This window comes from Paenibacillus sp. J22FR21, from assembly GCF_056269135.1.
Map to the genome: position 1 here is coordinate 279,819 of NZ_JBWDNJ010000003.1, position 26,991 is coordinate 306,809.

The 26,991-nt window shown below is 50.4% G+C and carries 24 protein-coding genes; all 24 read left to right on the forward strand.

Features of this window, described 5'->3' with window-relative positions:
* Positions 1-80: 80 nt before the first annotated feature.
* The 24 genes from AC0YNS_RS12005 (at position 81) to AC0YNS_RS12120 (ending at position 26,946) form a co-directional block, all read left to right on the forward strand.
* Positions 81-479, forward strand: a complete 399-nt coding sequence (locus tag AC0YNS_RS12005) for an ATP-binding protein (protein ID WP_475781224.1) — start codon at positions 81-83, stop codon at positions 477-479.
* A gap of 4 nt (positions 480-483) precedes the next feature.
* Positions 484-1,857: an ATP-binding protein gene (locus tag AC0YNS_RS12010; RefSeq protein ID WP_475781225.1), complete on the forward strand. Its 1,374-nt coding sequence runs from the start codon at positions 484-486 to the stop codon at positions 1,855-1,857.
* A gap of 178 nt (positions 1,858-2,035) precedes the next feature.
* Positions 2,036-3,571, forward strand: a complete 1,536-nt coding sequence (locus AC0YNS_RS12015) for a leucyl aminopeptidase (protein ID WP_475781226.1) — start codon at positions 2,036-2,038, stop codon at positions 3,569-3,571.
* A 56-nt stretch (positions 3,572-3,627) separates the two neighbouring features.
* Positions 3,628-4,926: an MFS transporter gene (locus tag AC0YNS_RS12020; protein ID WP_475781227.1), complete on the forward strand. Its 1,299-nt coding sequence runs from the start codon at positions 3,628-3,630 to the stop codon at positions 4,924-4,926.
* Between the two features lie 153 nt (positions 4,927-5,079).
* The gene (locus tag AC0YNS_RS12025) at positions 5,080-5,988 is read left to right on the forward strand and encodes an ArsR/SmtB family transcription factor (RefSeq protein ID WP_475781228.1); all 909 of its coding nucleotides are present in this window, start codon (positions 5,080-5,082) and stop codon (positions 5,986-5,988) included.
* A 261-nt stretch (positions 5,989-6,249) separates the two neighbouring features.
* Positions 6,250-7,986, forward strand: coding sequence for an ABC transporter substrate-binding protein (locus AC0YNS_RS12030; protein WP_475781229.1), 1,737 nt, complete (start codon positions 6,250-6,252; stop codon positions 7,984-7,986).
* Positions 7,987-8,053: 67 nt separating this feature from the next.
* Positions 8,054-9,007: an ABC transporter permease gene (locus AC0YNS_RS12035; RefSeq protein ID WP_475781230.1), complete on the forward strand. Its 954-nt coding sequence runs from the start codon at positions 8,054-8,056 to the stop codon at positions 9,005-9,007.
* Positions 9,008-9,020: 13 nt separating this feature from the next.
* Entirely contained in the window at positions 9,021-9,950 is a 930-nt protein-coding gene (opp4C, locus tag AC0YNS_RS12040) for an oligopeptide ABC transporter permease (protein ID WP_475781231.1), read from the forward strand.
* A gap of 12 nt (positions 9,951-9,962) precedes the next feature.
* Entirely contained in the window at positions 9,963-10,946 is a 984-nt protein-coding gene (locus AC0YNS_RS12045; protein WP_475781232.1) for an ABC transporter ATP-binding protein, read from the forward strand.
* Position 10,947: 1 nt separating this feature from the next.
* A complete protein-coding gene (locus tag AC0YNS_RS12050; RefSeq protein WP_475781870.1) occupies positions 10,948-11,913 on the forward strand; it encodes an ABC transporter ATP-binding protein in 966 nt (321 codons plus the stop codon).
* Between the two features lie 297 nt (positions 11,914-12,210).
* Complete coding sequence (locus AC0YNS_RS12055) at positions 12,211-13,176, forward strand: PHP domain-containing protein (RefSeq protein WP_475781233.1); 966 nt, start codon at positions 12,211-12,213, stop codon at positions 13,174-13,176.
* Positions 13,173-14,129, forward strand: coding sequence for a CehA/McbA family metallohydrolase domain-containing protein (locus AC0YNS_RS12060; RefSeq protein ID WP_475781234.1), 957 nt, complete (start codon positions 13,173-13,175; stop codon positions 14,127-14,129). Before AC0YNS_RS12055 ends, AC0YNS_RS12060 begins: the two co-directional genes overlap by 4 nt.
* A 9-nt stretch (positions 14,130-14,138) precedes the next feature.
* A complete protein-coding gene (locus AC0YNS_RS12065) occupies positions 14,139-15,497 on the forward strand; it encodes an MATE family efflux transporter (RefSeq protein WP_475781235.1) in 1,359 nt (452 codons plus the stop codon).
* Between the two features lie 32 nt (positions 15,498-15,529).
* On the forward strand, positions 15,530-16,888 hold the full coding sequence (locus AC0YNS_RS12070) for an aspartate aminotransferase family protein (protein ID WP_475781236.1): 1,359 nt from the start codon (positions 15,530-15,532) through the stop codon (positions 16,886-16,888).
* A 132-nt stretch (positions 16,889-17,020) separates the two neighbouring features.
* Positions 17,021-18,409 carry an ABC transporter substrate-binding protein gene (locus AC0YNS_RS12075; RefSeq protein ID WP_475781237.1) on the forward strand — a complete coding sequence of 463 codons (1,389 nt, stop codon included), beginning with the start codon at positions 17,021-17,023 and terminating at the stop codon, positions 18,407-18,409.
* A gap of 190 nt (positions 18,410-18,599) precedes the next feature.
* A complete protein-coding gene (locus AC0YNS_RS12080) occupies positions 18,600-19,538 on the forward strand; it encodes a carbohydrate ABC transporter permease (RefSeq protein WP_475781238.1) in 939 nt (312 codons plus the stop codon).
* A 25-nt stretch (positions 19,539-19,563) separates the two neighbouring features.
* Positions 19,564-20,394 (forward strand): carbohydrate ABC transporter permease, encoded by an 831-nt coding sequence (locus tag AC0YNS_RS12085; RefSeq protein WP_475781239.1) that lies wholly within the window; start codon positions 19,564-19,566, stop codon positions 20,392-20,394.
* A gap of 5 nt (positions 20,395-20,399) precedes the next feature.
* On the forward strand, positions 20,400-21,506 hold the full coding sequence (locus AC0YNS_RS12090) for an ABC transporter ATP-binding protein (protein ID WP_475781871.1): 1,107 nt from the start codon (positions 20,400-20,402) through the stop codon (positions 21,504-21,506).
* A 29-nt stretch (positions 21,507-21,535) separates the two neighbouring features.
* Entirely contained in the window at positions 21,536-22,900 is a 1,365-nt protein-coding gene (gene pbfA / locus AC0YNS_RS12095) for a (R)-1-hydroxy-2-aminoethylphosphonate ammonia-lyase (protein WP_475781240.1), read from the forward strand.
* Positions 22,901-22,947: 47 nt separating this feature from the next.
* Positions 22,948-23,724: a DeoR/GlpR family DNA-binding transcription regulator gene (locus tag AC0YNS_RS12100; RefSeq protein ID WP_475781241.1), complete on the forward strand. Its 777-nt coding sequence runs from the start codon at positions 22,948-22,950 to the stop codon at positions 23,722-23,724.
* 300 nt (positions 23,725-24,024) lie between these two features.
* Positions 24,025-24,219 carry a hypothetical protein gene (locus AC0YNS_RS12105; protein ID WP_475781242.1) on the forward strand — a complete coding sequence of 65 codons (195 nt, stop codon included), beginning with the start codon at positions 24,025-24,027 and terminating at the stop codon, positions 24,217-24,219.
* Positions 24,220-24,453: 234 nt separating this feature from the next.
* Positions 24,454-24,759 carry a hypothetical protein gene (locus AC0YNS_RS12110; protein ID WP_475781243.1) on the forward strand — a complete coding sequence of 102 codons (306 nt, stop codon included), beginning with the start codon at positions 24,454-24,456 and terminating at the stop codon, positions 24,757-24,759.
* A 15-nt stretch (positions 24,760-24,774) separates the two neighbouring features.
* Positions 24,775-26,235, forward strand: coding sequence for a serine hydrolase domain-containing protein (locus AC0YNS_RS12115; protein WP_475781244.1), 1,461 nt, complete (start codon positions 24,775-24,777; stop codon positions 26,233-26,235).
* A 3-nt stretch (positions 26,236-26,238) separates the two neighbouring features.
* Entirely contained in the window at positions 26,239-26,946 is a 708-nt protein-coding gene (locus AC0YNS_RS12120; RefSeq protein WP_475781245.1) for a hypothetical protein, read from the forward strand.
* Positions 26,947-26,991: the final 45 nt, after the last annotated feature.

Here is a 26,991-nt window from a genome sequence, read left to right on the forward strand (position 1 = left end):
ACTATGATTATTGTAAGCGATCTCGGGCTCGGAACCTGCATAAAGAAAGCAATTTTTTGATGTGCGGAGGCGAGAAAAAAATGGAAATGCTCCATATTCGGGAAAAGGCTGATGCGATTAAGGCACGACAAAGAGGAAGAGACATCGCGAAGGCGATCGGTTTCAGTCTTGTTGATCAGACGGTAATTGCGTATACGATTTCCGAACTAGCCCTTCAGCTTATTTCTTTCTCGGAGAAGGGACATGTGACCATTCGGCAAATCAGTCCGTCCAAAGGGGAACCCGCGAGCGGCATTGAAGTCAGACTTTTCGATCATTTTCGCGGAGCCAGTCGAATCCATCTTCAGTTGGTAGAAAAACTGGCAGACGATATTGAGCTGTCCCATGATCAGTTACGAGGAACCATGATCACACTCCGTAAATGGATTGTTTCTCCATTGCGCATGGATTCGCCGAACTGTGCAGCAGGAGAGGAGTAAATCAATGCAAGCCATTCGAAAGCGATATTTCCCGGCGCTTGCTGAATATATTCGAAGCGGCAGCGAGGCATCGCTTTTTGAAGCGACTGAAATCGGCAAGCAGCTTCACGGCATTCATCCGGAGGATATCATTGCGATTCATGAAGAATCGATGCAGATGCTCGTTGCCAACGTCGAATCAGAGGAAGCGCTCCAGCTGTACAGCCGGTCGTTTATTTTTCTGATTGAGCTAATGGTTGCTTTCCGATTCCGACTCCAGCCGGAGCAAACGCCGGAGCAGCGCTTTAGCGAGATGCGGGACATGCTGCTCAGCTCGCACCGGTCATTCCGTATGGTGAAGAACAAGTATGAGAATGTACTGCAGCATATGGACAGCGGCATTGCGATTCTGGATAGCGATGGGATTGTTTCCTTTATCAATGTTCAGATGGCCAAGCTGCTCGATATTCCCCGCAAAACGTTAATCGGCTGTAATTTGACCGATATACTATGGCATAATCAACTTGGTCGGAGCAAGAAGCGCATTATTCTCAGGCTCTATAAAGAAATGTTTCTGCGAAGAAGCCGTTACTTGGAATTTCAAGATGTGAACGGTCGCTTTCTGCTCGTAACCGTTACGTACGGGGACCAGCTGGACGGTGATTATTTATTCAGTGTCAAGGATGTCACAGAATACAAGCAGATTGAGCAATCGGCTTATCAGAACGATAAGCTGGCGATGCTGGGTAAGATCGCTGCTGCTATCGCGCATGAAATTCGCAATCCCCTTACTTCCATCCGTGGTTTTATCCAACTCTTGAAGCCTCACCTCACCCAGTTAGGGAAAGAAGAGTATTCCCGCATCATCTTGACTGAAATTGATCGCGCAAACGATATTATTTATGAGTTCCTTAACTCTTCGAAGCCATCTGCTCCGATGAAGCAGAAGGTGCTTATTAATTCGCTGCTGAAAGAAGTCATTCTCCTATCCGACAGCGAGGCGCTTATGAAGGGCTGCCAAATTCATCTGGAAACGTATGACGAGGATCTCTCCACTTCCATTGATGTGAAGCAGGTTAAGCAGGTTATTTTGAATATTGTTCGCAATGCCATGGAAGCCATCGACGAAATGGGCGGTGAGCGAAGCGGCCGAATAGACATTATTACAAGGCGAGACGGCAAAGACGCCGAAATTACGATCCGCGATAATGGGAAGGGTATGGATGTTGTGACCAAATCCAAGCTGTTCGACCCTTTCTTCACGACGAAAGCATCAGGTACCGGGCTAGGCCTTTCAGTTAGCTACCGCATCGTTCGCAACCACGGCGGGAAGATCCGTGTTTCGAGCAGCAGCGGTGAAGGTACGGAGTTTAATATCTATTTGCCATTGGCGGAATAAAGGATTAGAATCGGGGTATAACCCGTGTTAATTGCAGAAGTTGTCTTGCAGAGGCTGATTATGCTTGCCTCAGAGCTGCATGACAAGGACGAACCAGGAAATCGGGGAAACCCGGTTTTTTTGTGTTGATTAGCTTTGTGCAGCATACGAGTTTCAAGACAGGAGTTGTTCACACACGATGAGCATTACATTTATATATGAGACGAAGAGCGCGCGGAATGCAGCAGATGCTGCCGATGTTGTCGTATCCTTCATCAGTAAAGAAGAACTAAAGCAGCCCGGAGGGGCGGTAGCGGGCATCCATCCACAGCTAGATGAGGCGCTGCGCAAGCATGTGGAGAAGGAGCTGTTCAAAGGTGATCTCCGTGAAACGCTGGTGCTGCCGACATTAGGGCTGCGGCCGGAGTCGCATATCATCTTCGTTGGGATTTCTTCGCAGGACCATCTCACGGTTGACGGACTGCGAGATGCGGCAGCGACTGCAGCTAAAGCGGCTAAACGGTTAAAGGCAGTGAGCGTGCAGCAGCAGCTGCCTCAAGTGCTGGCAATCGGAACGCCCGTGTTTACGGTGTGTCAAGCTGCGCAGGCGATGACAGAAGGTTATATTCTTGGTTTATTCACACGTAAGACGGCGAAGAAGATTGATAATCGGAGACAGTCGCTTGTGAGTAAAGTCGCCTTCACAGTGACACAGACATTACCGGAGCCGCTGGCAGCAGCAGCAGCGGATCAATGGGAGAGCGGTACCCGCCGAGGTGTCGTATTCGCAGAGTCCGTTGTGTTTGCTCGGGATTTGACCAACTTACCGGGTAACACGTTGACACCGGAAGTGCTGGCAAACGAAGCACGGACGCTGGCGCAAGCCTATAGCCTGAACGTTGAAGTTATGGATGAACAGACCTGTAAGAAGCTCGGCATGGGTGGACTTATCGGCGTCGGCAAAGGCAGTATTAACCCGCCGCGTATGATTGTTATCCAGTATGAAGGCGCTCCGGGGGACGAGGACAAATGGGGCATCATTGGTAAAGGCATCACGTTTGATACAGGCGGCATTTCCTTGAAGAAGGGCCTTGGCATGGAAGAGATGATTTCCGATATGGGCGGCGCTGCTGCCGTACTGGGTTTGGTACGTATTCTAGGCGAGCTGCGGCCGAAGCTAAACGCGGTCATCGTCATTCCGACCGCGGAGAATATGCCATCCGATCGTGCGATGAAGCCGGGCGATGTGCTCACGATGATGAACGGCACCACAGTTGAGATCGTGAATACCGATGCAGAGGGACGGCTCGTTCTTGCGGACGGACTCACAACCGCAATCCGCCGCGGCGCAACGAAGCTGATTGACGTTGCGACCTTAACCGGGGCGGTTATGGTAGCGCTTGGGGATGTTGCTACAGGCGTCGTCACGAATGATGAGACGCTTCAGCAGCAGGTTATTCTCGCATCGAAGCGAGCCGGCGAACGCATTTGGCCGATGCCTGCATACCCGGAATTCCGCAAGCAGCTGGACAGCGATGCTGCGGATATGAAGAATGGCGGCGGACGATACGGTGGCGCAAGCATCGGCGGGTTGTTCATCGGCGCCTTCGCAGAGGAGAAGCCATGGGTGCATTTGGATATTGGCGGTACGGCATGGCTGGAGCGGGATCGGTCATGGGAGGTTAAAGGCGGTACAGGAGTCATGGTGCGCACGCTTGGCGAACTGCTCGTTTAACACTTTTGATATAGCGCGGCCATTTATAGGGGTAACATCACGAGGGAGATAACCGCATGAATTTCTGGAATCACTTAATGTCTGTATTTCGCCGAAAACAAATGTCCGATCAGCGCAGAGGGTTGTTAACTTCCATCATGGAAGGAATACCGGCTGTCATTATCGCGAACCTGCTTGGCGGTCCTATCTTAACGATTTATGTTGTATACTTGGGCGGCTCGGCATCGGATGTCGGGCTGGTCATGGCTATTCCGGCGCTTGCCAATCTTGTGCAGCTGTTGGCGGCTTTCTACATGCAGCGGTTAAATAATCGTAAACTGCTCCTCACGATATTCGGAACGGTCCATCGACTTTTCTGGGTTGCGACCGGGCTTATTCCGTTCTTCGTTTCGGAAGGACTGCAGGTTGAGGTCTTCATCGGTTTATTTCTAATCTCCTTTATCTGCGCTTCTACCAGTTCCGTCTTCTGGACCTCGATCGTTGCGGATATGGTACCGCCGCAAGTGCGCGGAAGATATTTTGGCATCCGAAACACCATTCATTGGGCCGTTGGCAGTATAACGCTGCTTGTTGGCGGTCAGATCCTGGAGCGAATGAATGCAGAGACCGGATTTGCCGTTCTTTACATTGTCAGTGCATTATGCGCGGTATGGAACGGGCTGGAGCTGTGGCGTTATCCGAATCCACCTTTCGAGAAATCAGCAGCATCGAGCTCGGCAGCACTTTTCCTTAAGCCTCTTAAAGATAAAGGTTATATGAAAGCGACGCTATTCATTGCGGTGTTTATTTTGCTGCAAAATGCGGTCGTCCCGTTATTCTCGTATGTGATGCTAGAGACGCTGCATATCAGCAAGTGGGGCATTACGGTACTCACGACGGTTCAGATGCTGACGACGATGTTCAGCTACTATTATTGGGGGAATCTCAATAGTAGATTTGACTCGCGGACGCTGCTGCTGTGGGCGCTGCCGATTATTGCCGCTTCCTGCGTCCTCTGGGTAGGGATAGAAATCATGCCTGTCCTGCTCGTCCTGACCATCGTTAATATCGCGCTGGGTGCAGGGCTTGGCGGCTACAACTTGCTTGTCTTCAACTTTATTATCGGCGATACGCCAAAGTCTGATCGACCGATGTATGTTGCGGTATTCTCCGCACTTACAGGCGTGACAGGGTTTATCGGGCCACTCTTCGGAGGCTGGGTATATAAGCAAATCGAGGACAGCCCGTATTGGCTGCAAAGCTATGGCATCTCCCTTATTACAGGAGCAGCATTGCTTCTGCTTGCGCTTACTGTAGGTCCGATCGTGCTTCGAGCGGAGCGCAGCGAGCAGCAGACGTTGACGGAGCATTCATGATGATCTGATCTGCATATTAGCTATGCAACCATTGCATTAGTGGCCTTCCCAGCCGGGAAGGTTATTTTTTTGTAAAGGGGAACCGAGAAAATCGAAGTGGTGCTCAGCGAAGATCAGTTGCTATAATGATAGGACAGAGAGGGGCGTTACGTCATGGAATACAGGTTGGACGTGAGATTCAAACCATTATACGAAATCATGGGCAGCTTGCATGCCTATATTTGCCGTAAATCGCATAAAAAGCTCGATTTAACTCCGTCCTGGTCCAAACAGGTCCGTCAAATGATCACGCCTGAATTAGCGGATGTACTGGATCGTGTTCAGATCGACGGCGACTGGAAACTAACGTATTTACTCGTACATTTATGCCCGGGAGAAGATGTCGTCGATTTCGTGGAGTGGCTCAAAGGGATGTCGGCGGGAGACCTGTATGAATTAATGTCGACTTACGGTAACCAGTTCCCGGACCAGATGGGTGAATTTCGGGATCATACCATCAATCTGTTCGAGCAGTGGAATGATCAATATTTTCGACATATCGATCCCTTTATTCTGAAAGGGCTTCGCGAACAAGCGCTTATTCGCAAGGAAGCGCTTCAGTCGACGGATCCGAATGCCTTCATCGATGAGACGACGAATGGACTGTCTTTCGCACCGATCAACGGACTGGAACAGTTGATTCTCATGCCGCAGTATCATTTTCAACCGATTAACGTTATTTTCAGCTTTGGCAAAGTTACCATTTGCCATTACGCAGCCAGAATTTACGCGGAGGACGAAGAATTTCTGGCGCCGCATGAGTATCGCATGATCCGAAGCGTGGCAGAGAAGAGCCGGTTGAAGATTTTGAGATATCTCAACCAAGGGCCGCGCTCGTTCATCGAAATCGTACGCCATATGGAATTATCCAAGGGGATCACCCATGATCATATTGCAAAGCTTCGATATGCCGGCATGTTATCGGCGCACTTCGAAGGGGAGACGCTTACTACTTATAGCCTGAGGACAAGCGCCTTGGAGCAGGTTCATAGCAAAATCTTGGGTTATATCGAGCAGGGCTGAGGATAGAAAGTCAGCTTTCATAAATTAACCGCTTCCACACACGTGATTTCACGGTGGGGAAGCGGTTTTTTCGTTTGCTGCAGCCTATCCGAACGAGGGGGTATTTCTAGTCAATTCTTTATATATTCTTTAGATAAAGAATAAATTTTGAGTTCTCTATTTACAGAACCGAAAATCGATCCTATAATAAGGACGAAGAAAGTCGAGTAATTCTATCGGAATTAAAGAGGCGCCAAAAGCTGCCTAATCTAGGAGGGTATCATGAAGAGAAAAATTGCAACCTTATCAACAGCCATACTTGCGAGCGCCATCTTGTTATCTGCTTGCGGCAATAATAATACCACGGGGGCTGCCAACCGGACGGAAGTGAATCAGCCTGCAACGAACAATGCAGCGAACACAACCGCTCCGGCAGAGGATGCTTCCGGCCTCTTCACAGCGTCAGACATGTCTAAACTTCCGGACATCGCCAAGCAGCGCACGGATACGATCATCGTCGGCTTAACCGATCCAAGCGGCGCGTTCACTCCGTACTTCCAACAAAGCGGATATGACGGCAACGTCTCGTCGTTGCTTTATACGCCGCTAGTCAAAGTCGACGACAAAGGACTTCCGATTCCCGGCTTAGCCGAAAAATGGGAAGTATCCGCGGACAACTTGACTTATACGTACCATCTTCGCAAGGATTTGAAATTCAGCGACGGTTCGCCGCTTACGGCTGAAGACGTCGCCTTTACGTGGACGATTCTGTACGACAAGTCGTACGACGGCGACTCCATGGTCAACACGCTGCATGTCCAAGGCGGCGACGCCTATAAAGCAGGTACGGCGAACAGTATATCGGGGATCAAGGTCATCGACCCGCAGACGATATCCGTCGTGCTTGAGAAGCCGAACGCCAGTGCGTTGACCCTGCTCGGATCAGACGTGCTGTCCAAGGCGTATTACGGCAAGGACTACAAACAAGGTCAATTGGATTACATGAAGAAGTTAAGCGGCAGTCCGCTGGGCACCGGACCCTATAAGCTGGAGAAATTTATTCCGGGTCAGGAAGTTCGCATGATCGCAAACGAGAATTACTTCGATGGCAAACCAAAAACAGAGCATTTTATATACAAAACAGCACAGGGCGATACGTGGCAGTACCTGGAAACAGGCGAGGTCGATTATGCGTCGTTCACGGCTACGAAGGAAAATATCGATAAGCTGAAAGCACTTGGCTTCGTGAATATTCTTCCTTATACGCCAAGCACGTATGGCTATCTGCAATTGAACCTGAAACATCCGGCACTGCAGGATAAACTAGTCCGTCAAGCGCTCACCTACGGCTTAGACCGTCAAAGCATTTATGTGGATGCTGCTCAAGGGGCTGGCCAAGTAGCGAACATTCCTTCTTCTCCGATCTCATGGTCGTATACGGAGGATGGGATCAATTCCTATAAGTTCGATCCGGAGAAAGCGAAGGAGCTCTTGGATCAAGCAGGCTGGAAAGCAGGTGCAGACGGCATTCGCGAGAAAGACGGCAAGAAGCTGACGATCCATTACCTGGGCTACAAAAAGCCGGAAACGGATGTCTTTATCGCTGTAGCCAAAGAAGATTTCGAAGCACTGGGCATCAAATTCGAGCCTGAAGTATTCGCGGATTTCAACGCGCTTGTATCTAAGGTGGAAGGCGGCGACTATGATATGGCTTCCTTCTCGACATCGCTCTTGACCGATCCGTCGGATGGCTTACTGCAATTCGTTGACGGAGAGATTCCAGGCTACGATGATGCAACCTTTAAGGAATTGTACGCGAAAGGCTTGGCAACTTCGAATATTGATGAGCGCAAAGCCGTGTACAAGGATATTTACAAGCTGCTGAACGACCAGTTGCCAATCATCTTCACGAATTATAAGAAGAGCGTGTACGCCTATAACGGTCGGATTCAGAATCTAAGCGTTAGCCCGTTCAACGGCCTTGCTCCAAGCTTGCCGAATTGGACGCTGAGCCAATAACGATACAAACGAATGCTATTCCCTGCTCGGATTTCCCGGGCAGGGAATAGCAGGTTAAGGAGTCCATATGAGCACTTACATTACCAAGCGTATCTTATATATCATCGTCATATTGTTCGCTTCTTCATTCTTGATATTTTGCTTGTACGCGTTGACGCCCGGAGATTTTATCACGGGAAATATCAAGCTGACGCCGGAGCGCAAAGCAGAGCTTCGGGAGATCTATGGGCTGAATAAGCCTGTGATTGAGCGGTATGCAATCTGGATGAAGAATGCGTTCCACGGCGATTTCGGTTATTCGTTGTCGCAGCAGAAACCGGTTCTCACTTTGTTTAACCAATATATTTGGAATTCATTCCTGCTTGCGGCCGTTTCCACGTTTCTGACTTGGTTGATCGCGGTCGTCGTCGGCGTAATCGCCGCGTACAAGCAGTATTCATGGTTCGATACGTTCGTCATGGTGGCGCTCTTCGCCGCTATGTCTATACCTTCGTTCTTTATCGGCCTCTTCCTGATCAAGATTCTAGCCGTCGATTGGAAGTGGCTGCCTCCGGGAGGCATGATGACGACGGGCAGCAATGCAACGGGATTGGCCTATGTCAAAGAAGTCGTACACCATATGATTCTTCCGGTGATGGTCATGACCTTGCTCGGAGTCGGTTCTTTGACGCGTTACTTCCGCAGCAATATGATTGACGTTATTAAGCAGGATTATATTCGTACGGCCCGCGCGAAGGGGTTAAAAGAACGTAAGGTGTTGTTCACGCATGCGCTGCGCAACGCGCTGCTGCCAGCCATTACGCTGGTCGGCTTCGAGCTTCCCGCGCTGTTCGGAGGGTCGTTGATTATCGAGAAAATTTTCAACTGGCCGGGAATCGGGCAGCTCTATATGCAATCCTTCGGCTTGCGGGATTATCCGCTGCTCATGGGATTCACTTTGTTTATTGCTATATTGACCGTCATCGGCACGTTGGTCTCCGACATTCTATACCATGTCGCCGACCCGCGGGTCAGGCTGTAGGAGGTCCAAACGGATGTCAACGACTCATAGTGAGGGGACTGCGGTTTTGTCGGCCCCTAAAGCTAAACCTGTATATACGTCGCTATGGAGGCAATCCTTGAGGCGACTGCTCAAGAACAAGCTGGCTGTGTTTGGTTTTGTTGTCGTGGCGTTCATGTTCGCGGCATGTTTCATCGGTCCGTTGTTCTCGCCGTACACGGATAACAAAATCAATATGGCCTTTATGAATAAAGCGCCGAATCTCAAGCACTGGCTGGGAACGGACGCGCTGGGACGCGACGTACTGACCCGGGCACTGCAAGCGGGACGAATTTCATTGACCGTCGGCTTGGCTTCGATGGTTCTGTCTGTTTTCGTCGGCTCACTGCTTGGGGTTATTGCCGGCTATTATCGGGGGATCGCCGATCAAATCATCATGCGTCTGGCGGATTTGCTGTTGACGATTCCAAGCCTTCCGCTTCTATTCATCTTAGGTGCACTGCTGTCAGAGTGGAAAATACCGACGGACTATCGCATGTATATCGTCATGCTGATGCTTAGTATTGTCGGTTGGCCCGGGCTTGCCAGGATGGTTCGAGGACAGATGCTTAGCCTGCGCGAGCGAGAATATATGCAAGCAACCGTCGTCCTCGGACTTCGTGACCGAAGGAAGCTATTCAATCACTTGCTGCCGAATTTGGTACCGCTGCTCATCGTCATTGCCACATTAAACATCGGCGGGGCGATTCTATACGAATCCGTCCTCAGTTACTTCGGACTCGGGGTCATGGCGCCAACACCAACATGGGGCAATATGATCGATGCCGCTAACAATATGATCGACTTTCAAGACCATCCGTGGCTTTGGATTCCGCCCGGTTTCTCGATATTCGCGACTGTCATCGCTATTAATATTTTCGGGGATGGATTAAGGGATGTCTTGGATCCCAAGCAGAAAAGGTAGGTGTACGTGAGCATGGAGAACGTACTTGATATAGAGCACTTAAGCACGATTTTCAAAACCGAGGAGGGTGTCGTTCGAGCTGTAGATGATGTCAGCCTGCAGGTCCGCCAGGGTGAGATCGTCTGTATCGTCGGAGAATCAGGCAGCGGGAAGAGCATCACAGCGATGTCGGTGATGGGCTTGGTCGAAGCACCGGCAGGTCAGGTGGTGGGCGGAAGGATTTCTTTTCATGGCGAAAACTTGCTAACACTAAGCCGCAATGAGCTCCGTACCGTTCGGGGCAATGAAATCGCCATGATTTTTCAAGAACCGATGACCTCACTCAACCCTGTGCTCCGAATCGGGGAGCAGCTGATGGAGCCGTTGATGGAGCATCTTAAGCTCAGCAGGAAAGCTGCGCGGAAGCGGGCAATCGAGCTCATCGGCGAAGTAGGGATTGCGCGCGCGGAGCAAATTGCGGATTCGTATCCGCATGAACTAAGCGGCGGCATGCTCCAACGAATCATGATCGCCATCGCGATTTCGTGCGGTCCGAAGCTGCTTATCGCCGACGAACCGACGACGGCACTAGACGTTACGATTCAAGCGCAAATTCTCGATATGCTGCGCCGCTTCAAGGATGAATCCAACATGTCCATATTGCTCATTACGCATGATCTTGGCGTCGTGGCGGAGATGGCGGATTATGTCGTGGTCATGTATGCGGGGAAAGTCGTAGAGGAAGGCGAAGTTGTTGCCTTGTTTGAAAGTCCGAAGCACCCGTACACGCAAGGCTTGCTGAAATCCAAGCCCATTATCAACCAGCGCCAAGAAGAACTGTATTCCATTCCGGGTCAGGTTCCGAATCCGCTGGAGCTCGTTCCATCCTGCTACTTTCACGACCGGTGCGCGCACTGCATGGACATTTGCAGAACCACGCAGCCTGAATTAAAGGAAGTCGGAAATGGGCAAAAGGTCGCATGCTGGTTGTATGAGGAGGCGATTGCTTATGTCTGAGATACAACAACCACTGCTCGAGGTAAACGGGCTAAAGAAATATTTTCCGATCAAATCCGGTCTGCTCAGCCGTACAGTCGGCAACGTCAAGGCCGTTGATGATATCAGCTTCTCGATTAAGCAGGGCGAAACCTTCGGGCTCGTCGGAGAATCCGGAAGCGGGAAAAGCACGGTAGGGCGTACGATCCTGCGACTGACGGACAAAACGGCCGGTGAAGTGAAATTCAAAGGCGTTGATCTCTATAACTTGCCTCCGGAGGAATTACGCAGGCTTCGCCCGAAAATGCAGCTTATTTTCCAGGATCCATACAGCTCGCTGAATCCCCGGGTTCGTATCGGCGATGCGATTGGCGAGGCGCTGCTCGATCATGGTCTCGTGCCGCAGGAAGAGATACGCGATCGGGTCATGGATGTTCTTGCCGCTTGCGGATTGTCGTCGTATCACATCGATCGGTTTCCGCATGAATTCTCAGGCGGACAGCGCCAACGTGTCGGCATCGCCCGCGCTCTCGTCTTGAATCCGGATCTGATTATTGCAGACGAGCCGGTCTCTGCACTGGATGTATCCATTCAGGCACAGATTATTAATTTATTTCGCAAAATGCAGGAGACACAGGGATTAACGTATTTATTCATTTCTCATGATCTAAGTGTCGTCGAGCATTTATGCTCCCATATCGGCGTAATGTATCTTGGCTCGATGATGGAGACCGCTTCGCGCGACGAGCTGTTCCGCAATCCGCTGCATCCGTACACGAAGGCTTTGCTCTCGGCCGTGCCGATTCCGATTCCCAAACTCAAGCGCGAGCGGATCGTGCTGAGCGGGGAACTGCCAAATCCGGCGAATCCACCGTCCGGCTGCAAGTTTCATACTCGCTGTCCCTTTGCGGTAGCCCGTTGCCGTGAGGAAGTGCCGCTGTTCAGAAATGTAGGGAACGATCACAGCGTCGCTTGCCATCTGGTATAAGGGTATAAGGACTAATTAAGAAACCACTCCATTAGGAGTGGTTTTTCTGTTTCGACGAGCTCCATGATCCGTAAACTTTGATGAACATATCAAGAAGCGATGACACGCCACTACGGCGCTGCCATCGCTTCTTTTTTTATGATGTGGTTTATTGTTTGTTTTCGATTGTAAAAGAGTATTAACTCCGTGTTAATTTTACCGAAATCGATTGAATCGTACGGTTTATCGATGTATCCTTGATATAAACCACATAAAACAATTTATAAAACAACAACAAACCAAGTGGAGGTAAGGCATATGAAGAATATTATCTTGCTCGACCGCAATAAACCGATGTACAAAGGAAATCTACACCTTCACACGACCTGGTCAGATGGTCGTTTGCCTGCCGCGGATGTCGTTCAAGTTTTCAAGGAGAAAGGCTATCATTTCATTTCTCTGAGCGATCATGATATTTATACACGTACAGAAGAGTTCAACACGCAAGACTTTATTACACTCCCGGGAACGGAGAGAGGCGAGCTGAATCCGGTACCGGACAAGAACCCAGGATATCACTTTGGGGTATTGGACGATCCAACCGCTCAACCGGAGCAACCGCGCTACGAGCATCTTCACGCTTTCCCTACGCCTGTGCCATGGGTTGGCGACCATTCGCCGCAGCTGTTGATCGACGAACTTCGCTCGCATGGTAATCTCGTCGTCTTCAACCACCCGGAATGGCACTTAACGAGGTTCGAGGACATGGTGAAGTACGATGGTTTCTTCGCCGTCGAAATCTACAATCATGCTACGGAATGGTCGACAGCCAGCTCATACGGTGCCGCTTATTGGGACCATGCGCTGCAGAACGGCAAACGCGTGTACGGCATTGCCGCAGATGATTCCCACAGCCACGACCCGAATTGGCAAATTCCGGAGTACGGCGGAGGTTGGGTTCAAGCACAAGCGGACTCGCTCACGCATACGGATGTGATTCGCAGCCTCAAGTCAGGTCAATTTTACTCAAGCTCTGGTCCGGAAGTGTACGATCTGCGGGTGGAGAACGGCAGACTTAAGATCGAGTGCTCCCCGTGCAAGTTCATTATGTTCAAAGCATTCCCGCAACGCGGGCCATTCTTCGGCAACTTTATGACCGGCGAGCCGCTTACACAAGCAATGATGGAAATTGAAGAGGACATGACCTATATCCGCGTGGAATGCGTCGACTTCGATGGCAATGTGGCTTGGACGAATCCCGTATTCGTGGAGGATCTACTATGAAACCGATGATTTTTCTGGATGGCAGCAAACGCAAATACAAAGGCAATCTTCATACCCATTCGACGAGAAGTGATGGACAATACGAGGCGGAAACGGTAATCAAAGCATATCGCGAGAAAGGCTACGATTTCATGTGCCTGAGCGATCACGAGATCTATTGGAAATCGGAAGCCTATGACGACGAGAATTTCCTGATGCTGAGCGGGTACGAAATGGCATGCGAGATGAGCTGGAGAGAGACGGGGCAGCAATACCATATCCATGGCCTGCTTGATCCGTCGCTCGGCTCCACGTCCGAATTCGAGCATGATGAAGAACACGCCAAGCCGGATTATACAAGCCTGGATACGATTCAAGAGCTGATCGACGAGATGAGGGCCAAAGGTAATCTCGTCATCATGAATCATCCAACGTGGTCGCGCAACAAACCGGAGGACTTGCTTGAGCTCCAGCATTATTTTGCCGTCGAGATCTACAATCACCAGTCCGAGCTCGACGAAGCGGTCGGTTATGGAGTAAGGCATTGGGATTACTTGCTCAGCAATGGACGTAAAGTATTCGGAATCGCTGCAGACGATGCACATGGCGGTCCCATGGACAGCGCGATTTCGGAATTTTTCGGGGGATGGATTTCGGTTCAGGCAGAGAGCTTGCGACAAGAGGGAATTATTGAGGCCTTGAAAGCCGGCAGTTATTACTCCTCAAACGGTCCTGCCATTCATGATCTGCGAGTGGAAGATGGCTATCTCAAGATTGAATGCTCGCCCGTCAAGTTCATCAAATTTATTACGCATCCCTTCAATGGCCGTACGGTGTTCAATCGGGATGCTTCAGCAATAACGGATGGGGCATTCCTTCTGGACGCCGGGATGCGATACGTTCGGGTGGAATGCATGGATTTCGAAGGCAATGTCGCTTGGTCCAATCCTATCTTCCCCGAAGAATGGATGTAGACAGCACCTATGAGCAACTCAGCATTGCATACTGAATTTCGTCAAAATCTGATTAAGCTGGTCATTCCGACTGTGCTTCAGATGCTGATAGGCAACTCGTTCTCTCTTGTAAATACGCTTATGGTCGGCGGGCTTGGCGATACGGCCATTGCGGTCGTTGCTGCTGTCGGTCAGATTGGATTCATCCTGAGCATGATCTTATCGGGCGTATATGGCATTACAGCTTTCATCACCCAGTTCCATGGCAAAGAGGATCGGGAGTCCACGCAGAAGGCGTTCTCCTTGATGCTCACCTCCAGCATTGGCATAACGCTAGTGCTGGCAGGGGTTGCATTTGTTTTCCGTCATGGGATGTTAACGGCTTTCATTAATGATCCAACAGCGGTGGCCTATGGTGTGCATTATCTTACCATTCTGTTAGTGGTCTATCTCATTAATTCGGTAAAGGACACGTTCGGCCAAGCGCTTGGGTCCATCGGTTTGGTTAAACCGACGCTCATCGTGGGCATCATCTCGATGTCCGTTAACGTCTGTCTCGATTACGTATTGATTTACGGCAAATTCGGGTTTCACGCCTATGGGGTCGAAGGAGCAGCTTGGGCGACGCTTGTATCATCCGTCATCAGCGCTGTTGCGCTTATCGGGTACGTTTATGCGAGGAAAGCTGCTTTCAACGTGCCTATCAAGTCGCTGTTCTCGTTCAAATTATCGTTCGCAAGAAGCTTGTACCGAACGACGATGCCGCTTGTTCTCCATGAAGGACTCTGGTCAGTCGGCAACATGCTGTATGCTGTGGCATTCGGTTACATGGGCGTGACTGCTCTCGCTACCTTTCAGCTGTCTCGGACATTCAATGGTTATTTTATGATGGGAATATTCGGTTTCGCTTATGCGGCCAAAGTCATGATTGGACAGAAATTAAGCCAAGAGGATCCGAGTGAAGCGATCCTCTATGGAAGGAAATTTACGAAGATAACGGTCATTCTCTCGTTATTGGTTAGTGTTGCTGTCGCCGTGTCCAGTCCTTATATCGTGAAGTTGTTCGGCAACACGAGCGAGGAAGTAAAGACGGCTTTTGGACATGTCATGCTGATCCAATCGCTCGTGCTCACCGCCTATTTTCTCAATAATGTGTGGATCGTCGGCCTGTTCCGCGCAGGTGGAGATAACGTCTATACAATGAAGTTGATTCTGGTTACGACCTGGTTCATTTCATTGCCGCTTGTTTTTGCCGGTGTTTACGTGTTTCATTGGCCGGTCGAATGGGTCTACTTCGTGTTTGCGCTCGAAGAAGTATCGAAAGCTTGTATCGGATGGTTCCGGTATCGATCGAATAAATGGGCCAAAAATTTGGCGCAAAGTATGTAGCAAGTTAGCACCTATGAAAGGGGAGCGACTAGTTGGAATTAAAAGCCTTTATGAAGACGGAAGGGGACATTAACCTTACTTCTGAGCGGAAGCTCTGGCAAGAAACGCACTTAAGCGAGGAAACGATGGATGTATTGCTGGAAGACAGCCAATATTTTATCCATCAATCGATGTCGACCCCATGCCTTAACGTCGTTACCGATGCGGATGGCATCTACCTCATCGACATGGACGGCCGCAAATATATGGATTTCCACGGAAACAGCGTCCATCAGGTCGGCTACAAGAACCGATATGTGATCGATGCGGTTAAGAACCAGCTCGACGAGCTGCCGTTCCTACCGCGCCGATTCACGAACCCCGTCGCCATCCAACTGGCGAAGAAGCTCAAGGAACTCGCACCCGGCGATCTGAACAAAGTCTTGTTCACGCCGGGCGGCACGAGTGCGATAGGCATGGCGCTGAAGCTCGCGAGAAAAGCTACGGGCAAATTCAAAACCATCTCGACATGGGATTCGTTCCACGGTGCAAGCCTCGATGCGATCTCGGTCGGCGGGGAAGGTGTATTCCGCAACTCCATGGGCCCGTTGCTTCCGGGTACGGAACATATGATGCCTTTCAACAGCTACAGATGTTTCATGGGGGATTGCGATGGCTGCGGCTTGAAATGCTTGGATTACTTGGAGTTCATGCTGGAGCGGGAAAGTGATGTCGGCGCGATTGTGATGGAGCCGGTCCGAAGCACGGATGTGCAAATTCCGCCTAAGGCGTATTTCAAACGACTGCGTGAGCTGTGCGATCGTTATGGCGTGCTTCTAATATTGGATGAAATTCCGACGGCGTTCGGCCGAACCGGGAAGATGTTCGTGCATGAGCATTACGACATCGTGCCGGATATCGTGGTAATCGGTAAAGGTTTCGGAGGCGGCGTGTTCCCGATGGCAGGCATCATCGTTCGCGAAGGGCTGGATGTCGCGCAAGACATTTCACTTGGTCATTATACGCATGAGAAAAGCTCGGTCGGCTGCGCCGCGGCGCTCGCCACGATTGAATATATCGAACAAAACGGTCTCGTAGAGCACGCAGGCCAAATGGAGAAGGTGCTTAAAGCCAGACTTGAAGACATGAAATCGCGTTATATGCCGATCGGAGACGTGAGAGTCATCGGCATGATGGCTGCGATCGAGCTGGTGAATGACCGCAATACGAAGGAAAAGGCGAGCGATCAAGCGGAGAAAGTGATGTACCGCTGTATGGAGCGAGGGCTCAGCTTCAAGGTTTCCAGCGGGAATGTGCTTACGTTGGTGCCGCCGCTAATTGCAACCGAGGAACAGCTGCTTCTGGCTTTGGACATCGTAGAAGAAGCGATTCAACAGGTTTTCAAGGATTAAAACAATGAAATAACAAATAAAACAACAATAAACAAAATCTTAACGTTGTTTTTATAGCGAGTTTACAAACGAGCTCTATACTCAATCTTGTAAGGTATCCATTCAAGAGACTCGAAGGAGGAAGTATAAGCTGTGAAGAAATTTGCTGGTATTGCATTGACAATGGTCATGAGTGTGGGTGTCTTGGCGGGGTGCGGAACAAACAACAACAGTAACACATCCGCTAATGCTCCTGCTAACAACGCGAACTCGGCGGGAAATAAAGAACCTAAGGTCGTGACGATTTCGGTTCGCGAGAATACATGGGGAGCACGTAAAGATAACTTCATTGAAGCGGAGAAACGCACAAACGAGCAGCTGGCTTCCGAGAACGTGCAAGTAAAGCTCGATTGGTGGCCTGGCATCGGTGACGATGAGCTTGTCCTGCAAGCACAAGCCGGCAAAGTTGCAGATGTGTTTATCAACTCCAGCGTTGACATCGGTTGGGAGAAGGACGCAGGTCTGATCCGCGATATCGACTGGGTGAAGGATTCTGCCGTGTTCAAGAGCGTACCGGAATCCTACACGAACATTATGAGCTACGACGGCCATTACTATGGCGCGATTCAAGATATGGATGCTTCTCCTGTATTCATCAGCCGTAAGGCGCTGGAAGGCATCGGCTGGACGAAGGACCAAATCGATGGCTTGAAAGCCAAAGTCGACAGCGGCGAGTTTACGTTCCCGGATCTGGTTAACTTGGCTGATGAAGCGAAGAAGAAGAAGCTCGTGAAGACCGGCTTCGCTGTAGAAGATACGCGTTTCGAAGGCTGGAATTACGCGTTTGACTTCGTGAACTACGATGCTGCGCAGAACAAAATGATGCTGACACCGAAAGCGAAAGACGTATACGCATTCTGGGCAGATGCCAAGAAACGCGGCGTTATTGCAGAGAATATCGGTGACGTTGACACTGACATGTCCGCGCCAATGTTCGTGAAAGGCGAGATCTTCGCCCAATTCGCGCGTACGGAATTCTACCAAATGATGCGTGAAGCAAACGGCATGAAAGATGATGTGCAAGCTTATAACACTTGGTTCGATCAGAACGTAGTTTGGATCCCGGTTCCTTCCGCGACCAAAGGCGGCAAGCCTGTTTCCTACAGTAACCCGGCTATGATCTTCGTTGGCCCAACCGTTGACGATGAGAAAATGCCTTACGTGCAGAAGCTGATCGAGAATGTACTCGCGCCTGACCTGCAAATCAACCATACGGTTGTAAGCGGCAAGCTGCCGGTAACGCCTGAAGCACAAGAGGATGCACGTTTCAAAGAAATGTCCTTCTACAAGGATCACGCCTACCTGGTCGAGTTCACGAAGACTCGTCCGGCTCTACCGGATTATGCAGTATTCACGAAAGGCTACACACTTGGCATCGATGCGATCCTGACCAAAAACGCAACAGCTGAAGAAGCTTATGAATTGTTCGAGAAGGAAGTAAAGCAAAACGTACCAGCGGATCATCTAATCATTGAGGAATAAGGCATAAGAGGAATAGGCGCTCAAATCCCGATTAGGGCGCCTACCCTCAAATATAAGAAAGTATAAGTTTCACCTTATACCATGCTTATATTTCACCGGAATGAAACGCGCTTCTCCGCCGGTAGCACGGCGACAGCCGTTTCACCTTGTCTCTAAGTAACGCCGCACAACGGATGGAGGCCGCAACGAAATGACTCAAGCACAAGCACTCGAATCAAAGCCATACAAGAAACCTGTTCGCAAAATCATTTATCCTTATCTGTTCATCATGCCATTCGCTTTACTCGTCCTTGTCTTCTTCGTCTTGCCGGCGATTGCGACGGTAGGGATGGCTTTCACGGATTTAAACGCATCCATGAAACCCCATTTCATTGGGCTAACCAACTTCAAACGAATAATGACTGACTACAACTTGCCGCAAATTCTGGGCAATACCGCCGTATTCGCCATTCTAACTTTGGTCATCTCGCTGCTCTTTGCGCTTGTGATTGCCATTGCGACGCAATATTTTCTTAAAGGCAAAGTGACGGCTGTCATTTATAGAGTGTTATGGCTCATCCCGAGCATCATTCCGTCTGTCGTGTACGTCACCTTCTGGAAGTTTATTTTCGACCCGACCGAAGGCGGCTTGATTAACGAATTCCTGCAAAATATGGGCATTATCTCGGAGCCGGTATCTTGGTTCACGAAAGGCGCAATGGCCATCGTCATTCTGGCGACGATCGTATCGACGGTGTCAGGCGGCATGATCTTACTGTCTTCGGCAATCAACTCGATTCCGGAGGATTTGTACAAGGCGGCGCGCGTCGATGGTGCCAGTGAGAAGTCCGTTATTCTGAAAATCATTCTGCCGACGCTCAAATGGCCGCTCATGTATATCACGATTTCGGATTTGATCGGCTTCGTATCCTCGTATTTCTTCATTATGCTGCTTACGAATGGCGGACCGATGCGAGATACGACGACATTATCGCTTTACGCCTTCCAGCAAGCATTTAATCTCAAATATTATGGCTACGGGGCAGCGGTATCGCTGATCGTCGTGTTCATTTCCTTCGTGCTGACGCTGCTATTGATCCGCCTGTTCGATTTCGATCAGATGATCAAGCCTTCACGAATCGAAGACTAATCTAGGAGACCGGTGGTGAATCCCGATGTCGACCAGCACGTTAAAGAAAGTGCTAGTGCACACCTATATGACGCTATTTACGCTTCCGATTGCTGCCATGATCGTATGGTATTTTCTCGCCGCGACGATGAATTTCACGACTGGGGAGTTCTCGCTCGACAATTTCTCCTTCTTTACCAAACCGGTGGAATACTCAGGCGTGAAGCTGCCGATGATCTGGCCGATTGTGCTCAATACAATCGTGTACTCCTTTCTTATTGTCGCAATTGAGGTTGGGATTTCCGTGCCCACCGCCTATGCGTTCTCGCGTCTTGATTTTGTTGGCAAAGGGGCGGCTTTGAAGTTTCTGTTCCTGATGCGTTCGTTTCCCGGTATTACGCTCATCATTGCTACGTTCTTCATTCTTGTCAAAATGGGACTGGTGAACAACTACCTCGGTGTTATGCTCGTGGCAACAACAGGCTCCCTTCCGGGTCTGGTTTATATCATGAAAGGTTTCTTCGATGAGGTGCCTTGGGATATTGAGTGGGCGGCCATGGTTGACGGATCAAGCCGATTCGGCGCATTCCGCAAGGTGCTCGTTCCTTATGTGTTTTCCGGTATAGGAGCGATCGCGGTATTCGCTTTCCTAGGCGCCTACGGCGAGTGGTTCCTCTTCACCTTGCTCATCTTCGATGATAAAATGCTGACGCTTGCCGGTTACTTGGCGAAGCTCGTAACGAAGGAGAACCATATCATCAACTACGGCCTAATTACCGCGATTGGCTTGTTCTACACGCTGCCGGTTGTGCTGTTCTATATTTTCACGCAGAAGATGTTTATGAAGGTCAATATGGGAGGGGCGAAACAATCGTGATTACAATGAGGAATATCGTCAAATCCTACGATGGCAAAAAAGAAAGCGGAAGAGCCGTAGACGGGCTCGACCTGGAAATTCCAAAAGGGGAATTCGTTGCGTTGCTTGGCCCTTCCGGCTGCGGCAAAACGACAACGCTGATGATGCTTGCGGGATTGCTCAAGCCTACCTCGGGTGAAATTTTCTTCGGAGACCGGATGGTCAATCACGTGGAGCCCAAGGATCGCAACATAGGGATGGTGTTCCAGTCCTACGCCTTGTATCCGCATCTTACGGTTCGCGACAACATCGCTTTCCCGCTGAGGGAGCGTAAAGTGCCGAAGGCGCAGGCGTATGAACGCGCTAAAGAAATGGGCCGTATTCTGCAGATCGACCATCTGCTCGATCGCAAGCCATCGCAGCTGTCCGGTGGTCAGCAGCAGCGGGTCGCGATGGCGCGTGCCCTGGCTAAAGACCCTGAGATTCTGCTGCTCGATGAGCCGATGTCTAATCTTGATGCGCGGCTGAAGCTGGACGTTCGCGATGAGATCCGGAAGCTGCAGCGTCAGCTCGGCGTTACGACGATTATCGTGACGCATGATCAGGAGGAAGCACTCGCCATTTCCGACCGTGTCGCGATTCTGAACGGTGGCAAGATCCAGCAATACGCGCCGCCGGAGGAGCTGTTCAACCACCCGGTGAACCTGTTCGTCGCAAGCTTCCTCGGTAACCCGCCGATGAACTTAATTGCGGGCAAAATCGAACAGCGTGACGGTGTGCAAATAATCGTGACGAAGGGATTCCAATACACCGTTCCGGAAGCGCGCAAGGTAGATGTTAAACATATCGGCAAGCAGGTTCATTTAGGCGTGCGGCCGCATGATATCACGTTGACCGATGCTGCGGACGCGCTGGGGATTCCGATGAAGGTTGACCTCATCGAGCATCTGGGCAGCGGCAAGCTGGTGAAGGTCATCGATGCGCGGAACCAGCTTGAGGGAATGATCCGTTTCCTGGTCGATAACGAGGCAGATGTTCATTCCGGTGACATTGTTTACATTCGATTCCGTGACGATAAGTTTCATGTATTTGATTCGACTGATAACGGGCTCAATCTGATGCAGTACCGATAGACGATTATGATCAGCGGAGGAAAAAGGTCATGGAGATGAGCAGGGAGCAAGGGGACATCAACCAAACCGACGCGCGGAGCCGTTATTGGAAACGCAACTTGAGTGCAGCGGCACAGGCTGTTTTCGAGGATGACAACCGCTATTTTCTACATCAAAGCTTGTCTACTCCGGTCATGAACGTCTTGTCGAAGACGGAAGGCATCTATATCTATGACATGGACGGCAAAGCGTACATCGACATGCACGGGAACGGGGTCCATAACGTTGGTTTCAATAATGATGATGTGATCGAAGCGGTGATTACGGCACTACGGAACAAGCAAACGTTCACGCCAAGGCGGTATACGAACGAATATGCGGTGGCGCTGGCTAAGAAGCTTGTCGAAATCACGCCGGCTGGGCTTGATCGCGTGCTGTTTGCACCCGGCGGTTCGGAAGCCATTGAGATGGCGGTTATGCTGGCGAAGCAGATTACGGGCAAGTGGAAGACGATCTCGTTCTGGGATTCCTACCATGGAAACGGATTTCAGGCTTCAAGCGTCGGTGGCGAACGCCTGTTCAAAGCAGGCAACGGTCCAATGGTGCCGGGAGCGCTCCATGTGGAGTTCCCGAATTACTATCGTAACCCGTGGGGCTTCGATTCAGATGAGGCCGTGGATCATGAAATTCTGCGCCAGATGGAGCTCCTGTTCGAGCGCGAAGGTGATATCGCGTGCGTCATCGGTGAGCCGATCTCGGCTACTCCGATCGTGCCAAGCCGTCGTTTCTGGGAGCGGGTGAAGGAGCTGTGCGAGAAACACGGGGCACTGCTTATTTTTGACGAAATTATTGAAGGTTTCGGTCGTACGGGCAAAATGTTTGCTTGTGAGCACAGTGTGACGCCGGATATTCTTGTACTTGGCAAGTCGCTTGGCGGCGGGCTTCTTCCTATGGCTGCCCTCGTAACCAGAGAGAGCTTCAACGTGCTGGGCCACTTGTCCATCGGGCATTTTACACATGAGAAGAATGGGCTGTCTGCTGCGGCGGGGCTGGCCATGATTGAATATCTGGAGAAACACTCGCTTGTTGAGCATGCAGAGAAAGTTGGCCAATTTACGCTGGAATGGCTTGAAGGGCTTCGCGAGCGTTGTCCGATGGCGGGCAATGTCAACGGGGTCGGCTTGCATCTTGGCGTCGAGCTCGTGAAAGATCAGCGGACCAAAGAGAAAGCCGTCACGGAAGCCGAAGCTGTCATGTATAAGGCGATGGAAAGAGGCGTCGCGTTCAAGATTATTGAGGGCAATGTCATTACATTGCGGCCATCTCTATTGATTACAATCGAGCAAATGCGCTGGGCGCTTGAGCAAATTGAGCTGTCGATTCATGAGGTTGCAAGTGGAAGCTATTACGAATGAATCCCCTTTTGATATAATGGCACTAATAAGATCAAGGGGTGAACAGCATGTCGCTGGCAAGTGAGGAAAGAAAGAAACGCGTTCTTGAGCTGTTGGTCATCCAAGGGAAGGTTCAAGTGAACGAGCTTGCACAGAAGTTCGAGGTGACGACGGAGACGATTCGGCGCGACCTTGATGATCTCGAGAAGGACGGCAAGCTCAAGAAGGTTTACGGCGGGGCGGTTAAGGTACAGGCCGATTTCGAGCCTGCCTATCACGAACGTGAGGTCATTCATGCCGAAGAGAAGCGGAAAATCGGTATGCTGGCGGCGAATTTAATCGAGAATGATGACGTTATCGTTATCGATGAAGGCAGCACGGCTATGCAGATTCTTCACCACCTGGCAGACAAACGCAATCTTACCATTCTCGTATGCTCCATTCCGACGCTTATTCTTCTTATCGACTATCAGAAGAGAGGGTTGTTCGACGGTAGAATGATCTTCATCGGGGGAGAAGTCAATAGCAAGCATATGCGGGTGTCAGGCCCGATCGCAGAGAAAGTGATGGAGGACTTCTATGTGCATAAATCCTTCCTCTCCGTGGATGGCGTCTCGCTCGAGAACGGAATTACGAGCTACGACTTCGAGCGGGCCTTATTCACGCGCAAGCTGATCCGCTGCTCGGAAACGTCGATCGTAGTCGCCGATTCCTCGAAGATCGGCAAACGAACGGTCGCGAAGATCGCCGACCTGACGGATATTCATTGCATAGTCTCTGATAATGAGCCCCCTGCCGGCTGGAGGGGATCGTTAGAGGAGATGGGGGTTAGTTGGTTGGCTTGATCATAATAAGCGATTGCATCTCCTTTGCGGGAAATGCATTCGCTTTTTTTATTCGTAGGGATATCACAATCTAACAGGTTTCGATAGAGGCGAAGCAGAATAAGAATTAATAGTGATAATGCCGCCAGTCGGTCAGGGAGGATAGGAAGATGTATTTGACGAGAATGCGTCCTGAGCAAATTCGAGGTGCAGCATCATCAGGGTATGGAAGGGCTGCAGGCGCTTAGTCTTTGACGTGCGGCGGCAGAGCTGACACGTGAGGAAACGCTGGAGTGGGGGCATTCCTGGGGCTGGAAGGCGATGGAGGAGCTGCCGAATCCGCTTGTTTTCGAAACGATCCAGGTTGGAGGCATCGATAAATATGTGGCGTATCCGCCTGACAATGCCGGACCGATGCCGATCGGGCATGCGGGTAAAGGCGAAACGCAGATGACTTCTTCCTGGATTAAGCACTTCTGGTTCAATTCAAAAATGTTGCGCATTATGCAACATTGAGCTCTACTTTGCGTTCCAAACATGTGAATGTTGCGAAAAATGCAACAATTATTCCCAAATAGGGACTTTCCCGCCGATTTAGACAGCATGTGTTGCAGAATCTGCAACATTTTCTCTCAGATGCTCATCTATATGGGAAAATGTTGCACAATTTGCAACAACTACTTCGAAAACGAGGCTATTTCCATGAACTGCTGAAGTAAACTTCAGCATATCAACTCGCAGGAGGTATGTATGAACAGGAGATCAGTCGGTATTATTCTCATCAGCATCGCAGCTTTTCTCTATGGCATCCGGTACGTATCAGCGGCTATATTCGGCTCGAACGTCACTTCCTGGAACCGTGAATTATTCAATGCCATGCTGGATTATGTAGGCAACGGACCCTTAGTCATGAGCAGGTTCGCCTTAATTGTGGGCATCTGCTATTTGGTTGCTGCAGAGTTTGAACGGCCGCTCTCCAAGCTGATGAACCAGATTAAGACCAATTGGAAAGAGTTCGGCAGTAATGAAAATCAGGATAATAAGCCACAACTTTGAGAGGCGGTTCCCCCTATGACAAGAACAGAGCTGCGCCTGCCCAGAAGCCGGCCCGAAGAGCTGGGCATTCATCCGCAGGCGATTACGGCCCTGCTGAATGAATGGCAGGAGCGTCAAATCGAAATACATAGCATGATGATGATGCGGAATGGTCAAGTAGCAGCCGAGGGATGGTGGGCGCCTTACTCGCGTCAGCTTCCGCATATGCTGTTCTCGCTAAGCAAGAGCTTCACCTCTACAGCAATCGGAATGGCCGTGATGGAGGGGCTGCTATCGATCGATGACAGCGTCATTTCCTACTTTCCGGATGAGACGCCGCAGGAACCATCACCGAATTTGCAAGCGATGCGTATTCGCCATTTGCTCATGATGGGAACCGGCAATGAAACGGACACCATTGTTAACCTCATAACCGGCACGGATGACAATTGGGCAAGAACTTTCCTGCATCTACCTGTGGAGCGGGAGCCGGGTACTCATTTCGTCTATAACAGTGGAGCCACCTACATGCTGTCGGCAATTCTTCAGAAGGTCACCGGACAGAAGCTGATCGATTATTTGCAACCACGATTGTTTGGCCCGCTTGGGATTATAGGCGCGACATGGGGAGAGTGCCCTCTTGGAATCAATGTAGGTGGATGGGGATTGGCGCTGACCACCGAAGGCGTTGCGAAGTTCGGGCAGCTTTACTTGCAGAAAGGGCTCTGGGAAGGCAAGCGACTGATCTCCGAAGCTTGGATCGAGGAAGCAACTTCGAAGCAAATTGACAATGGCGATGGCGGAGACAACGAGTGGGCACAGGGGTATGGCTATCAGTTCTGGCAATGCCGTCACGGTGCGTACCGCGGGGACGGCGCATTCGGTCAGTTCTGCATCGTTATGCCGGAGCAAGACATGGTAATCGCGATCACAAGCAGCACGAATGACATGCAAGGTGTCTTGGATGCTATCTGGACGCATATCCTGCCCGCTGCCTTGGATCAACCGCTCCCACTGGGAGCAAATGGCGAACAAGCCGCACAGCTATCCGAGCGGCTCGCATCCTTAGCTCTTCATCCGCCGGCTATCGGCAAAACTAGCTCTGCACGAGAGGAACTTGTGTCCGGCAATAGATACCGACTGGATAAGAACTCGCAGCAGTGGGAATTTCTTACCCTCCAATTCGAGCGCGATGAGGCTGTCATTACATTCGAAGGAGCCGAAGGCCAGTTTCTCGTGAATGGCGGACGCGGTACGTGGAAGGAAGGCAGCGGCAGACTCCTCCAACCGGAACCGAATGCACGTGACAGGCAGCGGACGATGGCCAGCTTTACCTGGCAGGAGCAAGACACGCTAATCATAACGCTGCGTTTCGTCGAAGCACCTTTTACGGTGACTTTCGAGATTCAATTGGGGGATCAAGAGCTGGAGCTTCGTTACCGGCAAAATGTTTCTTTCGTATCGACCGACACGAACATCGTTCGCGGAATCCGTTAAATCATGAACATCATGATTTGGGTTGGCTTGCTGGCACTCCTTCTGGTTTCCTATCTCGATCAGCGTAAAGCCATGACTGTACGGATGTGGCTGATGATCGTCGCGCTCTATTGCTTATGCAATTTCTACGTCAATATTAGTAAGGTATTGATTCCGGTCGGGTTCCTCATCGGACTGTCCTACATGAACAAGAAGAAGCAAGGATTCTTGCTGAGAGCGCTGATCTTCGGCTTGGTTACGGTAACGGCAAATTTCTATTTGCCTACCCTCTCGTTCCACGAGCTGCGCGTACATGCCAAAGCGGATCAATATGCGGCACAGTTCAATGAAGTACGTTCCATAACGACCATTACAGCGGATTCGGAGATTCATGAGCTGCTGCGAAAGGAAGCGGAACGTTTAAAGACCGTGAATCTGGCATCGCAAATTGATATCAAAGATCCGCATGTGCTTTTTCAAATCTGGGTACTGACGCATCACAATCAGACCATCAAAGATCTGGATTGGCTGTGGTATGAAGCACCGATTCAGCTGCATTATTACTGGCAATCAAGCCGCAGCGATGAGATGCGGACTGACGTGGAAACGATGATTTTCGCCGATGTCGGCTATATGGGCCTTTATCATCGGGATGACGAGAACAGTGAGTATAAGCTGCAAGCGATCTATGAATTCGACCGTTTGAAGAATGGTAATCCCACGATCCCGTGACCTGAGATAAATGTGAGGTAACCGGCGACTATGCAGCTAGGAAGG

Excerpts from the sequence above, each read along its gene's own strand:
- AC0YNS_RS12105 (WP_475781242.1), top strand. The coding sequence starts at position 24,025 with ATGGAGGAGCTGCCGAATCCGCTTGTTTTCGAAACGATCCAGGTTGGA.
- AC0YNS_RS12030 (WP_475781229.1), top strand. The coding sequence starts at position 6,250 with ATGAAGAGAAAAATTGCAACCTTATCAACAGCCATACTTGCGAGCGCC.
- AC0YNS_RS12065 (WP_475781235.1), top strand. The coding sequence starts at position 14,139 with ATGAGCAACTCAGCATTGCATACTGAATTTCGTCAAAATCTGATTAAG.
- AC0YNS_RS12015 (WP_475781226.1), top strand. The coding sequence starts at position 2,036 with ATGAGCATTACATTTATATATGAGACGAAGAGCGCGCGGAATGCAGCA.
- AC0YNS_RS12115 (WP_475781244.1), top strand. The coding sequence starts at position 24,775 with ATGACAAGAACAGAGCTGCGCCTGCCCAGAAGCCGGCCCGAAGAGCTG.
- AC0YNS_RS12020 (WP_475781227.1), top strand. The coding sequence starts at position 3,628 with ATGAATTTCTGGAATCACTTAATGTCTGTATTTCGCCGAAAACAAATG.
- opp4C (WP_475781231.1), top strand. The coding sequence starts at position 9,021 with ATGTCAACGACTCATAGTGAGGGGACTGCGGTTTTGTCGGCCCCTAAA.
- AC0YNS_RS12045 (WP_475781232.1), top strand. The coding sequence starts at position 9,963 with ATGGAGAACGTACTTGATATAGAGCACTTAAGCACGATTTTCAAAACC.
- pbfA (WP_475781240.1), top strand. The coding sequence starts at position 21,536 with ATGGAGATGAGCAGGGAGCAAGGGGACATCAACCAAACCGACGCGCGG.
- AC0YNS_RS12090 (WP_475781871.1), top strand. The coding sequence starts at position 20,400 with ATGAGGAATATCGTCAAATCCTACGATGGCAAAAAAGAAAGCGGAAGA.
- AC0YNS_RS12005 (WP_475781224.1), top strand. The coding sequence starts at position 81 with ATGGAAATGCTCCATATTCGGGAAAAGGCTGATGCGATTAAGGCACGA.
- AC0YNS_RS12100 (WP_475781241.1), top strand. The coding sequence starts at position 22,948 with ATGTCGCTGGCAAGTGAGGAAAGAAAGAAACGCGTTCTTGAGCTGTTG.
- AC0YNS_RS12060 (WP_475781234.1), top strand. The coding sequence starts at position 13,173 with ATGAAACCGATGATTTTTCTGGATGGCAGCAAACGCAAATACAAAGGC.
- AC0YNS_RS12010 (WP_475781225.1), top strand. The coding sequence starts at position 484 with ATGCAAGCCATTCGAAAGCGATATTTCCCGGCGCTTGCTGAATATATT.
- AC0YNS_RS12035 (WP_475781230.1), top strand. The coding sequence starts at position 8,054 with ATGAGCACTTACATTACCAAGCGTATCTTATATATCATCGTCATATTG.
- AC0YNS_RS12110 (WP_475781243.1), top strand. The coding sequence starts at position 24,454 with ATGAACAGGAGATCAGTCGGTATTATTCTCATCAGCATCGCAGCTTTT.
- AC0YNS_RS12085 (WP_475781239.1), top strand. The coding sequence starts at position 19,564 with ATGTCGACCAGCACGTTAAAGAAAGTGCTAGTGCACACCTATATGACG.
- AC0YNS_RS12025 (WP_475781228.1), top strand. The coding sequence starts at position 5,080 with ATGGAATACAGGTTGGACGTGAGATTCAAACCATTATACGAAATCATG.
- AC0YNS_RS12080 (WP_475781238.1), top strand. The coding sequence starts at position 18,600 with ATGACTCAAGCACAAGCACTCGAATCAAAGCCATACAAGAAACCTGTT.
- AC0YNS_RS12055 (WP_475781233.1), top strand. The coding sequence starts at position 12,211 with ATGAAGAATATTATCTTGCTCGACCGCAATAAACCGATGTACAAAGGA.
- AC0YNS_RS12120 (WP_475781245.1), top strand. The coding sequence starts at position 26,239 with ATGAACATCATGATTTGGGTTGGCTTGCTGGCACTCCTTCTGGTTTCC.